This is a genomic window from Paenibacillus agricola, from assembly GCF_011440305.1.
GTDB lineage: Bacteria > Bacillota > Bacilli > Paenibacillales > NBRC-103111 > Paenibacillus_S > Paenibacillus_S agricola.
This window is the reverse complement of the sequence record NZ_JAAOIW010000004.1, coordinates 532736-548661: the sequence shown is the minus strand read 5'-3', so window position 1 is coordinate 548661 and position 15926 is coordinate 532736. Positions and strand designations below refer to the sequence as shown.

Genomic DNA, 15926 nt, shown 5'->3' with positions numbered 1-15926 from the left:
TAATGGATAGGAGGTTCTGAATTGGCTGCTATATATTTAGATAAAAATCGCAAGAAACGGCTTGAAGCGGGGCATCCGTGGGTTTACCAATCCGAAGTGGGCAAGACCGAGGGCGATCCTGTCGCTGGACAATTGCTTGCTGTACATACCCATGTGGGCCAATACTTGGCAACGGGTTATTATAATCCAGCTTCGCAAATTATTGTGCGTATTGTTTCCTATGAGCCGTTGGAGGAAATGTCGCATGCTTTTTTCGTGGAGCGGTTCCGGCGCTGTCTGGACCATCGGGAGCGGTTTATACCCGGAGCAAGGTCTTATAGGCTTGTTTATGGGGAAGCGGATATGCTACCAGGGCTAATCGTGGACCGCTTTGAGGATGTGCTGGTTTTGCAGCTGCTTACGCTTGGTATAGACGCTGTTCGTGACGCTATCGTATCTGCCTTGGTCGAAGTCATGCAGCCAGCCGGCATTTACGAAAGGAGCGATGTTTCGGTGCGCGAGCTGGAAGGCTTGCAGCAAGTAAAAGGGCTTCTGTATGGCGAGTGTCCGCGCCATGTGCGCATTGTCGAGAATGGCTTGAAGATGGATATCGATATTTTGGAGGGCCAAAAAACTGGATATTTCTTTGACCAGCGGGAAAACCGTGCGGCTATAGAGCCTTTGATGCTGGGCTGGGGCAAACGCAGCGGGATTGAAATGAAGGAGCTTCCTGCAGGGGATGGTTCTGAAGCTTTGGTGAAAACGCCCGTTAATGCTAACGGCAAGGCTGTCACCTTTCCTTTATGGGATGGTGCGAATGTACTGGAATGCTTTTCCCACACGGGCAGCTTCACGTTAAATGCCTGCAAATTTGGTGCTAAAAAAGTAACTTGCCTAGATATTTCTGAGCATGCGATTGAAAGCGCAAGAAGTAATGTGCAGCTAAATGGGTTCGAGGATCGTGTAGAATTTATCGTAGCAGACGCCTTCGAGTATTTGCGTTCCCAGTCCAAAGGCTTGGACGAGCGAAAGCAAAGAGCGCAGGTCGACCGTAAAAAGCTGGATACCTCACAGCCGTTAACATCGACCAGCCGCACATGGGATGTCGTTATTTTGGACCCTCCGGCGTTTGCTAAGACGAAAAGTGCTGTCGAGGGGGCTTGCAGAGGATATAAGGATATTAATTTGCACGGCATGAAGCTGGTTAATGAGGGTGGTTATTTAGTTACTGCCAGCTGCTCTTACCACATGAAGCCTGAATTATTCCTTGAAACCGTTCATGCCGCAGCGGTTGATGCCAAGAAAATATTAAGACTGGTCGAGTTTCGGGCAGCTGGCAAGGATCACCCCAGGATTCTTGGTGTGGATGAGGGCAATTATTTGAAATTCGCTATTTTCGAGGTTCGGAGTAGATAAATATGCTTATGGAGGGATTGTGGGAATATGAACGAATCCGAAGATGCTAAGATGAGTATATGGGAAGCGATCCGCGGACGGCGAACTATAGGGCGCGTTAAGCAGGACCCGATAGCAAGAGACCAGATTGACCTTCTACTCGAAGCGGCGGCATGGGCGCCAAGTCATCACATGACAGAGCCTTGGCGTTTTTTTGTAATGACGGGCGAAGGCAGGGCTGTGCTTGGGCAGGCTTATGCGGATATCACGGTAGAGGCGGCCCAGACCGCACAGGGCGTTCAGGCTCTGGCTCCTGAGGAAGCGGAGGCTATTGGCAATAAAGTGAAAGCCAAGGCTTACCGTGCTCCGCTAGTGATCGGGATTGCGGTATCGCCCTCCGCTTCTCCGCATGTGAACAGGCAAGAGGAGTTTGCTGCGGCGCACTCGGCAGCACAGAATATGCTGTTGGCTGCCCATGCCATGGGGCTGGGTGCGATCTGGCGCTCAGGTGACCCGATGTACCATGAGCGTATGAATCAAGCGTTTGGCTTGTCTGAAGCGGAGCAGCTGGTAGCGCTTATTTATATCGGCTATCCGGATATGCCGCTGCCCGTGGGCAAGCGGCAGGATTATGCCGCCAAGACAGTTTGGTTGACGGAATAGCCTGCTGGGATGAAGCATTAGCATGAAGGAAATTGCCATTAAATAAGCGTAACTCGATTAAAAAATCAAAATGCCATTATATAAGCCAAAGCTCCTTATCTTGACAGGGGCTTATTTGGCGTTAGGTTTTTTTTATTTATTTTATGCGGCTTTGATACATTATAAGGTTGAACCTTGTCTTATATATAGCTGCAGCTGAAAGGAGAATAATCGATTGGAACATCCTATAACAGATATGTATAAAGACGTTTTCTATACACATTATCCATCGGTACGTCGAAAGCTAATTGCTTTAGTACGTGACGAAGCGATTGCGGAGGATCTGGCCCAGGAAGTGTTTTTGCGGCTTTACCGCAATCCGCCCGAAGAGCCCAAGGTGGTTGGGGCATGGCTACATCGTGTGCTTACACGTATTGCTTACGATCATCTGAATAAACAAACCAGAGAACGAAAGCTTCAAGAAAAGCAAGAGCAATTTATGCAAATATCCGAGCAAGTGGGCATATCGAATGAGCAGGAGGTCATGCGCCAGCTGGATCAAGAGGAAGTGCGCGATTGGCTGGAGCAGCTCCCAGAGCGTGATCGTAAGGTGCTCATGTTGCGATATTCGGGTTATAGCTATGCTGAAATTGCGGAGCAGCTGCAAGTGAAGCTGCCACTTGTAGGGACGTTGCTTCATCGGGCGACTGCCAAGCTGAAGCGACACGCCGAGGCTCAGACACAAGCGTAGTTGAAATTCAGAAGCGACGAGTACGGTATGGGAAATTAATAGGCAAAAAGCAGTTAAGGTTGCAATAAACAGTTCAGTTAAGGAGGCGTAATCTATTGACAAATATAAAAAATGAAACGACCGACGCAGCATGGGCCAAGCTCCAAGCGGCACTCTCGCAAGAGACCGAGAATCCGCAGTGGAAGCAATGGGCAGAGGAAGGGGCCGCTGTCCAAGCGCCAATGGCCGTATTGGATGGGCAGACCCCAAGTTTAACCATACCTGCTTCAGTAGATGCTGTTAATGCTGATCCATTGGTAACTAAGGGACTACCGTTGCCTTTGCCGTCGCTTATGGAAACAGGCAAGCTTAAACGTACCGGAACGTTCGACAGCTGGATTCGCCGCAACAATAAACGAATCGGGATCGCTACGGCAGCCTTCCTGCTAGTCGCTGTAATCGCAACACCACTCGGTAATGAAGCATTAGCATCCATATTAGGCAAATTCCGCATGCAGCAGGTTACCGTGGTGAACGAGAATGAATTGCAGCAGCTATTTTATAATGCAACCAATGGGGAAAGCCGGGAAACCATCAATAAATTCGGGACATTCTCACAGGTTTCTGGCAAAATTACAGGTGAGTTTACCGCCGCTGAAGCAGCTAAACAACTAAAGCGTCCGATTGTTATGCCTAAAGGTTTGAATGAAAATGACCAGAAGCTGTATATCTCGCCGTCGAATGCGATTACTTTTAAGATCAATGTTGATGAAGTGAATGCAACCATGGCTCGACTTGGTGCCACTAAGCTGCTTCCGCAGTCTGTTAATGGCAAAGCGATCACGTTGGAGCTTGGCGAAGCCGCGAATATTTACACAGAAAAAAAGGACCAGCCTGGCTATTCCTTCACGCAGCAACCAGTTCCTGTAGTGGTGGTGGATCCATCAATCTCTGTTGCTGAAGCGTTTGACGCAGTTATGCAGTTTCCGTTATTGCCGGATGGGCTAAAGCAAAGCCTTGAACAAAGCAATGTCTTGAAAGGTGGAGCGATCCCGCTTCCTGTTTTCTCCAATGGTCAATCAGAAAAAATGAAGCTGGGCAATGTGGATACGATTGTTACTAGCAGAGGCTCGGGCGCCTCTATCTATTATAGTGTTACTTGGGTAAAAGACGAGCAGTTGTTCACACTGAGCGGCAACGAGGATGTATTTCCAAGCCGCCAAGCGCTGCTAGATCAAACAGCGGAGCTGATCAAGCAATGACAGAAGTGGTGGTAGAAGCCAATGGACTGACTAAGGACTATGGCAACGGCCGTGGCTGCCGGGAAATTACCATTAAGGTCGGCCGCGGTGAGGCCTTTGGCTTTCTCGGCCCCAATGGGGCTGGGAAAAGCACCTTTGTGAAAATGCTTGTTGGCTTGATTCATCCCAGCGGTGGAACTGCCACGATTCTCGGGGAGCCGATTGGCTCCTTGGAGGCACGGCGGCATATTGGATACCTGCCAGAGCTGTACCGTTACCAGGAGTGGTTAAGTGGGGAGGAAGTACTGCAGCTGCATGCCCAATTATGTGGGATGAGGGGTTCTGTAGCCAAACGCTCCATTAAACTGCTGTTAGAAGAAGTTGGTATTGGACTCCGTGGGCGTGACAGGGTGAAGCATTATTCTAAAGGCATGCAGCAACGCCTTGGCCTTGCGTGTGCCATGGTCAATGATCCGCAGGTTATTTTTCTCGATGAGCCTGCTTCGGCACTTGATCCGATCGGACGCAATGAGGTAAGGCTTATGCTCCAGAGCTTGCGTGCCCGCGGCAAAACTGTTTTTCTCAACTCCCATTTGCTGGAGGACGTCGAGATCCTTTGTGATAAGGTGGCATTACTTAATAATGGGCAAATCTTGCAAAGCGGCACCGTCGCTGAAGTCTTGCAGGAGAAGATCCGCTGGCGCTTCCGCGTCGGTGGGTTTACGCCGTTTTTCCTGACATGGTTAACCCAGTTTACGGGGCTGTCCATCACCCAAGTTTCCGGGAATGGCGGCACCGAGCAGCCTAATGAGGAAGCGGTTTGGCTGGAAGCGGAGTTGGAGGATGACGAGCAGATTGGTTGGCTGAACAGTCTGGTTATAGAGCACGGTTTGACACTATATGAAGTGCATAAAGTCAAAACAAGGCTTGATGAGTGGTTCGTGAGTGCACTCTCCGGGATCAGCCACAGGGGGGAGCGTATATGATTACCATTATCGCGATGACATGGAAGGAAATGCTGCGAAAGCGGGTCATGCTATTAACGCTGCTGATGACGGGCATTTTCTTGCTTGCCTTCTGGTTTGTGGCGCAAACCATCGGTATCGGCTTGCAAACGCCCGCGGGAGGAGGGGAAGCATCTGTCTCTTACTTGATCGAGCGGTTTAAGCTGGGAGCCATTATTATAGCCTTGGGCTTCTTCTTTGGCTCCTTCGTTACCGCATTTCTTTCGATATTCAGCTCCTTTTCTTCAGTGGCTGGTGAGGCCGAGCAAGGCGTGCTGCTTGCCCTGCTGCCGCGACCGCTTGCAAGATGGCGTTGGTATATGGGGAGATGGATTGGATATGTAACCTTAGGCGGAGGGTACTCCTTACTGATCTTCGTTTCCATTCTGCTAATAGCTCGTTTTCATGCAGCAATTCCATTGGATTTACTGCTATTAGTGAAGGCGTTCTTGCTTTTCGCCTGGACGGTTCCGCTGCTGGTTTCTGTTTCCATGCTAGGCTCTTGTATATTTTCGGCACTCGGCAATGGTGTGTTTATGACGATGCTTTTTGGAGCCGGCTGGCTGGGCGGGATGATTGAGAAGGTCGCGGGTTCATTACTGGCTCGCGATGCATCGCTGCAGCCGCTCAAAACGATTGCGGGATTGATGTCCTTGGTTATGCCGGCAGATGCCATCCAGCAGAGAATGCTTTCCGAGATGTTCTCTTTATCGGCGATTAAGGAATTGATGAATATTAATGATGTTTTGGGCCCGTTTGGTCTTGGACAGGAGCCGACCAATGCCTTTTTACTCTATACCGCATGCTACACATTAGCAGCCCTAGGCCTAGGTTTATGGGTATTCCAGCGTAAGGACTTATAGGAATAAGCTTATACTTAAGAAGGTGAATGAAATTCATCTTTCTTATATAAAAATTTAAAAAGGCTTCCTTTACCACGCTTCATGTGGAAGGGAGGCTTTTTTATGTATCGGATAGCGGTGACGGCGAGTAAATGAATGAGAACATTTGTTCTTTTTATTTGAATGGTGGTATAATATTGTTAATAGATTCCTTTTTTGTATTTCATCATTTCTTGTTATAATGAATAGGATTTAGTGAAGGGGATGTACACATATGGCGATGCAATTTGTGCTCGGTAGAGCAGGTACGGGCAAGAGTAGCTATTGCCTGCGAAGTATAACAGAGCAAGTGGTCGAGTCCCCTGGTGGGCCTCCACTTATTTTAATAGTGCCTGAACAGGCTACCTTTCAGGCTGAATATGCGCTTGCTTCCTCGCCAGAGCTTGGCGGCACGATGAGGGTGCAGGTGCTTAGCTTTCGTAGGCTAGCCTTGCGAGTTATGCAAGAGGTCGGAGGAACAGCAAGGCTTGCCATAGATGAGACAGGGAAAAAATTACTCATCCATCATATTTTACATAAACATCGTAAACAGCTGAGGCTATTCCAAGCTTCTGCAGAGCAAATGGGCTTTATTGATAAGCTTTCTGATTTATTCAACGAATTCAAACGGCACTGTGTCACGCCAGAGGGTTTGGCGATGTTCGTTATGGGCAAGCCAACAGAAAGACCGTTTGCGCCGATACTTTCAGACAAGCTGCACGATCTGAAGCTGGTTTATAGTGAGTTTGAAGCCGAGCTATCACGGGCATATCTGGATGGGGAAGATTATTTGACGCTGCTTGCAGCCCAGCTTCCGAAATCACGATACATACAAGGTGCCACCTGCTGGCTGGATGGCTTCCACGGTTTCACGCCACAGGAATTAACGGTTATCGAGGGCTTGGCCACTGTATGTGCTGACGTTACACTTACCCTAACCTTGGATAAAGCCTACAAGCTTGGGGACAAGCCACATGAGCTGGATTTATTTCATAGAACCGCACGCACCATGCTGCAGCTACAGGAGCGCTTAAGCCAGTTGGAGCTGCCTGTGGGAGAAACCATCATTTTGCCTTCAGGGGATTCTCCTCGCTTTCAAGCAAGCCCTATGCTGGCGTTTATGGAGAAATCGTTTGACCAGCGGTTGAAGCTGCCTTTTCCACTTAGTGAAGGCAACTTGGTAGATAAGGAGAATCCACAGCTACGACTGGCTGCAGCTGTTAATCGCAGAGCTGAGGCAGAGGGTGTAGCACGTGATATACGGAAGCTAATGCGTGATCAAGGCTTACGTTATCGAGATGTGGCGGTAGCTGTGCGGAATATGGAGGCCTACGGTGATTTGCTGGCCGGAACCTTCGCTGATAATGGGATCCCCCATTTCTTCGATAAGAAGCGGTCTGTCATGCACCATCCGCTCGTGGAATTAATTCGATCCTCCATGGAAGCTATTGTCCATTATTGGAAATACGATGCGGTTTTTCGCTGTATCAAGACAGACTTCTTTCTGCCGTTAAACGCAGATGCCGATAAGGAATTGGAGCAGCAGGCTCGCCATGACATGGACCAATTGGAAAACTATGTACTGGCCTTTGGCATTCATGGATACAAATGGTTTGATGCATCCCCTTGGACCTACTCGCTTCGCTCCAGCTTGGAGCAGCCCGATATAATCGCGACAGAGCAAGAAGAGGCGCGCTTGCGCCGTATTAATGAATCCCGCCGTTTGGTGGTACAGCCGCTGCACGGCTTTCAGGAGCGAATGAAGAGTGCGGAGCAGGTTCGTAGCCAAGTAACCGTCTTGTACCAGCTGTTGATAGAGCTGGGCGTTCCAGATCGGCTTGAACGATGGAGAGAGGCAGCTTTACTGGCAGGCAACCCGGAGCAAGCCAAGGAGCATGCGCAAATTTGGGAAAGCATTATGGAAATGCTCGACCAATTGGTAGAGCTTATGGGGGAGGAGAGCCTTTCCACAGAAACCTTCGCAAGCTTGCTCGAAGCCGGGATGGAGAGTATCCGGATGGGGCATGTTCCGCCGTCGCTGGATCAGGTGCTTATCGGCAATATGGATCGTACACGAGTGGGGCATGTGAAACATGTTTTTGTGCTGGGCGTTAACGAAGGTATTTTGCCTGCCAAAATAAGCGAGAGCGGAATCTTCTCTGAGCAAGAGAGGGAAACATTAGAGGTGCAAGGCTTACCGATGGCTGATGGAGCACGCAGGAAGCTGTTGGACGAAATGTTTCTTATCTACAGTACGTTTTGCACTCCTTCCGATGGTTTGTGGATTAGCTATCCATTAGCAGATGAGGAAGGGAAAACGTTGCTGCCCTCTGAGATCATCCGGCAGACGAAGCGAATGTTTCCATTCGTTAAGGAACGCCTGTTTGTTACAGAGCCAACAGAAACGATGAGCTTGATCGAGCAGTTGGACTATGTCGAGCATCCTGGAAAAGCGATGTCGTTCCTTCTGATCCAGCTTAAGCAATGGATGAAGGGCGAAGCGACCTCAAGCATATGGTGGTCTGTGTATAATTGGCTGGCAACCAAGCCTGGGTGGAGCTCACGGTTGGAAGCTCTATTGCAATCCCTGCAATTTACCAATGAGGCTAAGCCATTAAGCAGAGCAACGAGCAGATTGCTGTACGGCGAGCACCTCCTGGTCAGTGTGTCGCGTATGGAACGATTCGTCGCCTGCCCTTTCTCGCAATTTTCTTCACATGGCCTGAAGCTTCAGGAAAGGCGTATTCATCGGCTGGATTCGCCAGATATCGGGCAGCTTTTTCATGCGGCACTGAGCGCGTTCGCCACGGAGGTTGCTAGCCAAGGCAACGAATGGGGTATGCTCACGCCGGAGGAATGTTACCAGCTAGCAGGCGATGTCGTAGATTTGTTGGCGCCCCGCCTCCAAAGCGAGATTCTGCTTAGCTCTAATCGGCATCATTATATAGCCCGCAAGCTGAAGCAGGTCGTCGGGCGTGCGGCGATGATGCTGGGCGAGCATGCAAGGCGCGGAAAGTTCCAGCCTGTGGGCACGGAAATCGGCTTTGGGGCAGGGCAAACGATTCCTCCATTGTCGTATTTGCTTGAGAATGGGGTACGGATGGATGTGAGGGGGCGTATTGACCGGGTGGATCGAGTAGATACCGAGCAAGGAACCCTGCTGCGTGTAATTGACTATAAATCCAGTCCGACGGGGCTTTTACTTTCCGAGGTTTATTACGGGCTGTCCTTACAAATGCTCACCTATCTGGATGTGATTTTAACCCACTCCAAAGCATGGCTTGGCTTTGAAGCGAAGCCTGCCGGCGTGCTTTATTTCCATGTCCATAATCCGCTATTGCAATTAAAAAACAGCATTACGCCTGAAAAGGCGGATGATGAGCTGCGCAAACGGTTCAAAATGAAGGGCCTGGTCCGTGCCGATTCGGACATCGCAATGATGATGGATGGCGGCTTAATCGAATCCAGCGGACATTCACAGCTGATCCCGGTTGCCCTCAAAAAGGATGGTAGTTTTTATAAATCCTCCTCAGTAGCCGACGATACTCAGTGGCACACGCTTCGTGAGTATGTACGCCGCACCATGAGGGGCATTGGAACGGCGATGACGAGCGGGGACGTTGGAATTGAGCCTTACCGCATGGGCGTTGACAAAGCCTGTACCCATTGCTCATATCGAGCAGTATGCCAGTTTGATACTCACTTTGAGGCCAATGAGTACAAGCTGCTATTGCCTGTGGGCAAGGAACGCGCCTTGGAGCTAATGAATGAAAAGCTGGAATCCAAAGGCGATCTCCATGTTGTGTCTTTTCGACGGAGTAAGGCGGTTGTTGTTGATGTGGGAGCAGATGCTTCCCCGGCAGTGCCAGAGCTTCAACAGATGGACATGTTTATGGATGACCACGATGCGCGGATAGATGGTCAACAAGCCAAGGACGGTCAGAAAAATGAGGACATAGAGGATTCACTGTTGTTAAATTCCACGGATACGGGTTCAGGAGGTGTGGCAGATGATCAATAGAACAGATAAACCCGAAGGCACCACATGGACTGAGGACCAATGGGATGCCATATCGATTCATGGACATGACATGCTTGTGGCCGCGGCTGCTGGATCTGGTAAAACGGCTGTGCTGGTTGAAAGAATCATTCGGCGTATCTCTAATGAACAAGAGCCTGTTGATGTGGATCGGTTGTTGGTAGCTACCTTTACCAATGCCGCCGCTGCAGAAATGAGGCATAGAATCAGTGAAGCTCTAGAGAAGGAGCTGGAGCGAAGCCCAGATTCTGGACATTTACGCAAACAGCTTGCATTGATCGGGCGAGCTTCTATTACGACGCTTCATTCCTTTTGTCTAGATGTGATTCGCACCCATTACCAGCAGGTTGGGCTTGATCCGGGCTTTCGAATTGCTAATGAAACCGAAAGCGACCTGATGCGCCAGGATCTTATTGAGGAGCTATTTGAAGAGCAATACGGGGAAGCTGCAGAGGATAGCCATTTTTGGAAGCTTGCCGAATGGTTCAGCGGGGAAAAAAGCGATGATGCACTTTATCGGCTTGTACAAAAGCTGTATGATGATGCCCGTAGCCATCCCTGGCCGTTACAATGGCTGCAGGAGGCAGCGAATCAGTTTGATCGTAATCCGGAAACACCTAATCCTTGGATCCCGGATTTGCTTGTTTCTGTCCGTTTGGAGCTGGATGGGATTGTGCTGTTGCTCCAGGACGCGACCGAATTGGCCGAACGGCCAGGAGGGCCAGCTCCTTATTTATTGAATTTGCAAGAGGATATGGACACCGTTACCTATTTGAAGCAGGTTGCTGAATATTCATGGGAGCATCTTTACGATTCCTTCCAAGGCGCTTCATTTGGAAAACTGAGGCCTTGTAAAGGGGCCGATTACGATAAGCTGCTTCAGGAGCAGGTAAAAGAATTGCGCAATAAAGCCAAGGATCAGCTTTCGGGCTTGGCAGAGGAGTTGTTCTCACGAACTCCACAGGAGTACGATAAAGAGTTACAAATACTTGCCCCTTTGATGCATACATTAGTTGAGCTTGTCATGGAGTTCAGCACCCGCTATCAGCATGCTAAAAAAGAAAAAGGGCTTGTTGATTTTAGCGACTTGGAGCATTATTGCCTACAGCTATTGTCTGAGGTAGATCCAGGGACAGGAAAGCTACAGCCTTCCGATATTGCTCTAGGCTATCGTGAGCGTTATGTAGAGGTGCTGCTGGACGAATACCAGGATACGAATCGGGTGCAGGAAACGATTGTGTCCTTTATCTCGCGTGAAAACCCTGGCAACCGATTTATGGTAGGTGATGTCAAGCAAAGCATCTATCGTTTTCGGCTTGCTGAACCGGGATTATTCCTGGAGAAGTATAAAAACTATCCGATCGACGATCATATACCCGGCCAACGTATTGATCTTGCCAAAAACTTCCGTAGCCGCTCTCCTGTGGTTGACGGAGTCAATTATATATTTAAACATATTATGGGCGAAGAGGTCGGTGAAATCGCCTATGATAGCCGTGCCCAGCTTGTTCATGGAGCCGCCTATTATCCGGCTTGGAACCAGCTTGCGAATGGGTCAGAAGCGATTGAATTGCTGATGATCGACCGCACGGAGGAAGTGGAGCTATCCAGTACGGCTGATGATGCTGATTCAGAAGCATCCGCAACAATAACGGATGATCCGTTCACAGATGGATTAGCCGATAGCCAAGAGGGTGGCAATGGATTGGATTTGGCGACGGAAGCGCGTGAGATGGAAACCGTGCAGCTCGAAGCGAGAATGATTGCCGCCCAAATCCATAAGCTGCTGGGGCATACTGGAGAAAGGGTTTTCCAGGTGTTCGATAAAGCATCGGGTGGCTATAGGGACGCGACATACAGGGATGTTGTTATTTTGCTAAGAGCAACGGGGCAATGGTCGCCCATTATGATTGAAGAGCTGCGACAACAGGGGATTCCGGCTTATGCTGAGCTGAATACAGGTTATTTTTCTGCAATGGAGGTCGAGGTGGTACTATCATTGCTGAAGCTGATTGATAACCCATTTCAAGACATTCCACTTGCCTCTGTTCTTCGGTCGCCGATCGTCCAGCTTTCCGAGGAGCAGCTTGCCCAGATCCGCATCGCGAGCCCGAGGAGCTCATTTTATGAGGCGGTAAGCCTTTATGCCACAGAATCACCGCTCGATTCAGAGGTTGCTAAAGCTGCTCCTATTGATGCTCTTTTGCGCAACAAGCTGGCTCTCTTTTTGCAAAACCTTCAAGGTTGGAGGAATGAGGCAAGGCAAGGGGCATTGGCAGACCTGATTTGGAATATTTATAGGGCAACAGGCTTTTATGATTTTATAGGTGGTCTTCCGGGTGGGCAGCAGCGCCAAGCTAATTTGCGGGCCTTATATGACCGGGCGCGTCAATATGAAGCTACCTCATTTCGGGGGTTGTTTCGTTTCCTTCGCTTTGTGGAACGGATGAAGGATAGTGGTAAGGATTTGGGAACAGCCCGTGCTTTAGGCGAGCAGGAGGATGTTGTCAGGATTATGTCCATCCACAAAAGCAAAGGGCTGGAATTTCCAGTCGTATTCGTTGCGGCTCTATCCAAAAGATTCAATATGCGTGACCTCACAGAAGCTTTTATGGTGCATAAGGATTTAGGCTTTGGGCCCAAATTTACCGATGCGGCTGCAAGAACCAGCTATCCGACCTTACCTTGGCTTGCTATTCGGCGTAAGCTGCGGATGGAAATGATCGCAGAGGAGATGAGGGTTCTTTATGTAGCCCTTACACGTGCACGGGAGAAGCTATATTTGCTCGCAACAGTTAAAGGAATGGACAAGCTGCTGTACAATTGGTCAAAGTACATTGACCATGACCAAATGCTGCTGCCAGATGCCGCAGTGGCCGGTGCGAGAAGTTATATGGATTGGATTGGTCCTGCTCTGATGCGGCATCCTGATGGAAACGTTTTGCGGGATTACGCAGCGGTTTCTGGCCGGCATGCAGCCTATCTTGATGGTGAAGAGTCCTTGTGGAAGATTCACCTAATCCGACCAGAGAGTGTCGCGGCCATGGTACAAGCTGCTGCGACCGTTGAGATGGATGAAAGCCGTAAGCAAGCAGTGCTTCATCTGGAGCCTGTTGACGAAGGGCAAGGGCAATATTGGGAGTTTCAGGTCACACATAGGCTGGCATGGACCTATGCTCACCAGCAGGCGTCGGAGCTGCCATCCAAAATATCCGTAACCGAGCTCAAGCGACAGTCTGACCATTACCGTGTATTATCACGTGATTCCGAGGAATCAACGTTTCCCGAAGCCGCTGTACCGAGTCAGTCTTCCATTACGGCGAGGCGTCCGCGATTTATGGAGCTTAAGCAAATGAATGCAGCAGAGCGAGGGACTGTATTTCACTCGGTCATGCAGTATATACCGCTTGATCACGAGCCTTCCGCCATCGATGTGGTTCGTGCTTTGGATGAGATGGTCGATAAAGAACTGCTAACGGCGGAGCAACATAAATTGCTAGATCCGGAAATCATTGTAGCGTTCTTCACTAGCAGTGTTGGCATACGGTTGCTGCAAGCCTCCGAAGTGTACCGGGAAATCCCATTCAGTCTCGGGCTATCTGCCAAAGAAGCTTACAGCAGTAAAGAGCTTTCAAGTATGGATGAATCAGAGACCGTATTGCTGCAAGGGATGATCGATTGTTTATTTGTTGAGGAAAATGGGCTTGTGTTGGTGGATTTTAAAACCGATCGATTACTGGATGATGGTGAAGCTGCTATTGAAGCAATAAAAGAGCGGCACAAGCAGCAAATTGATCTATATGCGAATGCTGTAGAAAAGATTTGGAAACGCCCGGTGACGGGGAAATATATCTTTTTATTTGATGGTGCAAAGCTGCTAGAATTATGAATAAAAGTTACACTTAATAGCTAATCCCATCATCTACTCATGTATAATAGAAATAAAGCTGAATGTATAATGCTTATTGCTACGAGGTGGGGGAAAGACGGGCATGGTTAAAAATCGAAGTTTAATAACGAATCTGCGCAAAGGACTGGCTGCTAGTCTGGTGGCTGTTACGCTATTATCGGGAGCATCGGCAGCTCAAGCTGACCCAATCTGGGATCGCTGGCAAGCAGCTGAAGCTGCTGTCAAAAGAGGCAACACGCAGGAAGCGGTGCCGCATTGGAAGTTTCTTGTCGAGCACTACGCGGCTGAGGGCGATTGGCAGGGGGCTGCCTTATTTAGCGGCTCGTTGAATGAATATTATGATAAAATTCAGGATTACGACAATGCGATTTATTATTATGAGCTGGAAAACCAATACTGGTTGAAGGAAGGTAAGGATTGGGGAGCGGTTGATCTTATAAGAGCTGACCAGATTCGAACCATAGCCGACGTTTATATGTCCACCTCTGATGTGGATGTGTTGAAGAAGCAAGGCGCCCCCGTCAATGGGAAGCTTGCTAAATTCGAGCCTGAATACGGGACGTACATTGGTATGTATTCGGAGCAAGATCCTGAAATGCAAAATAATTTCATTAAGTCGGAATCGATCTATGGCAGCAAGCATGCCCATTATTTAGCGTATACGCCATATGATCAACCATTTCCTAAACAGTATGCCGTGCGCGCCAAAGAAGCTGGATCAGCTTTGCAGATTGCTTGGGAACCGAGCAATGGGTTGGATTCAGTCCAGGATAATGCCCATTTAAGGGAATGGGCGCGGGCAGCGAAGGCAACAGGCATTCCGATTTTTTTACGCTATGCCAGTGAAATGAACGGCAATTGGGTGGTCTGGCATGGCGATCCACAGAAATATATCGAAAAATTTCGGCTTATCCATGATGTTATGGCTCAGGAAGCCCCTAATGTAGCGATGGTTTGGAGTCCAGGCGATGTGCCATCCTATTCCATTGATGATTACTATCCTGGAGATGATTATGTCGATTGGGTAGGTGTTAACATGTATACTGAGCCCTATGAAAATGGCGATCCGGCACAGGGTGATATGTCGGCGACAAGCCCGATCGAACGGTTAGATAAATTGTACAAAACCTATTCGGACCGCAAGCCGCTGATGATCAGCGAGACCGCTGTGTCGCATTATGAACATGCTACGGATGAATCATTTACGGATTATGCACTGTTAAATTTGCATCGCTTGTATCAGGTAATGCCGCTAAAATACCCACGACTGAAGTCGATCAATTATTTTAATGTTGACTTGGGGGATAGAGAATCCCGCAATAACTATTTGCTAGCAGATAATGAAGCGATGAAAGAGCTTTATAGCAGTATGATTGCAGCGCCTTACTATTTGAAAAAGGTCGAGCAAGGAGCCAGGCCAGCAGATGGTGTCGGCCACATCAAGCTCAATGGAAGCAGTAATACTTTTCAAGGTACAACCATGATCACACCCTGGGTGAAAATACCTGATGTATATATCAATCAAATTGATTATTTAATTAATGGTGAAATTATCGAATCCCAGCGGAATCCCCCATTTGGCATTGAACTGAATGCAAGCGAGGTTCCGGCGGGCTCTACACTTCAGCTTGTTGTTTATAATCGTGCGGGCTATAAAGTAGTGGATAAATCATTCCCTTTATCTTCGGAGGTTTCTATTTCCATAGATGGCAAGCGGCAAAAGTATGAACAGCCAGCAATCATCCGCGATGGCAGCACATTAGCTCCAATGAGGGCGATCTTTGAATCACTGGGAGCGACTGTTAGCTGGGATCAGGCTACCCAAGTTGCTACGGGACGTAAGGGAGATACAACGATTACTTTAAATATCCGCGATGGCAAAGCTACTAAAAACGGACAACAGGTTAAACTGGAAGTGCCAGCGCAGCTAATTAATGGGTATTCGATGGCCCCGGCACGGTTTATTGGCGAGGCCTTTGGTGGGCAATTAACGTGGGATGGCACAACGAGAGCCGTGCAGATCAATACCGCAGTCCAGCTATCCTTTACTGGGAAAATCATGACTTTTCGCCAATGGCTCTTTAGCGCTATTGGAATTATTTAAC

Annotated in this window: 9 protein-coding genes; all 9 read left to right on the top strand. The window is 48.9% G+C overall.

Annotation, left to right across the window (positions count from 1 at the left end):
• Window positions 1-21 precede the first annotated feature (21 nt).
• The 9 genes from G9U52_RS14010 to G9U52_RS13970 all read left to right on the top strand — a co-directional run bounded on the left by G9U52_RS14010 (window position 22) and on the right by G9U52_RS13970 (window position 15925).
• On the top strand, window positions 22-1395 hold the full coding sequence (locus tag G9U52_RS14010) for a class I SAM-dependent rRNA methyltransferase (protein ID WP_166150435.1): 1374 nt from the start codon (window positions 22-24) through the stop codon (window positions 1393-1395).
• Between the two features lie 51 nt (window positions 1396-1446).
• Window positions 1447-2037: a nitroreductase family protein gene (locus G9U52_RS14005; RefSeq protein ID WP_166150783.1), complete on the top strand. Its 591-nt coding sequence runs from the start codon at window positions 1447-1449 to the stop codon at window positions 2035-2037.
• Between the two features lie 235 nt (window positions 2038-2272).
• The gene (locus G9U52_RS14000; protein WP_166150781.1) at window positions 2273-2767 is read left to right on the top strand and encodes a sigma-70 family RNA polymerase sigma factor; all 495 of its coding nucleotides are present in this window, start codon (window positions 2273-2275) and stop codon (window positions 2765-2767) included.
• Window positions 2768-2862: 95 nt separating this feature from the next.
• Window positions 2863-4008 (top strand): hypothetical protein, encoded by a 1146-nt coding sequence (locus G9U52_RS13995; protein WP_166150433.1) that lies wholly within the window; start codon window positions 2863-2865, stop codon window positions 4006-4008.
• Window positions 4005-4973, top strand: a complete 969-nt coding sequence (locus G9U52_RS13990; protein ID WP_166150431.1) for an ABC transporter ATP-binding protein — start codon at window positions 4005-4007, stop codon at window positions 4971-4973. Before G9U52_RS13995 ends, G9U52_RS13990 begins: the two co-directional genes overlap by 4 nt.
• Window positions 4970-5854 carry an ABC transporter permease subunit gene (locus G9U52_RS13985; RefSeq protein ID WP_166150429.1) on the top strand — a complete coding sequence of 295 codons (885 nt, stop codon included), beginning with the start codon at window positions 4970-4972 and terminating at the stop codon, window positions 5852-5854. Before G9U52_RS13990 ends, G9U52_RS13985 begins: the two co-directional genes overlap by 4 nt.
• Window positions 5855-6107: 253 nt before the next feature.
• Window positions 6108-9893 (top strand): helicase-exonuclease AddAB subunit AddB, encoded by a 3786-nt coding sequence (gene addB, locus G9U52_RS13980; RefSeq protein ID WP_166150427.1) that lies wholly within the window; start codon window positions 6108-6110, stop codon window positions 9891-9893.
• Window positions 9883-13800 (top strand): helicase-exonuclease AddAB subunit AddA, encoded by a 3918-nt coding sequence (gene addA / locus G9U52_RS13975; RefSeq protein WP_166150425.1) that lies wholly within the window; start codon window positions 9883-9885, stop codon window positions 13798-13800. The genes addB and addA overlap by 11 nt, the downstream gene beginning before the upstream one ends.
• Window positions 13801-13903: 103 nt before the next feature.
• Window positions 13904-15925: a stalk domain-containing protein gene (locus G9U52_RS13970; protein WP_166150423.1), complete on the top strand. Its 2022-nt coding sequence runs from the start codon at window positions 13904-13906 to the stop codon at window positions 15923-15925.
• Window position 15926 lies beyond the last annotated feature (1 nt).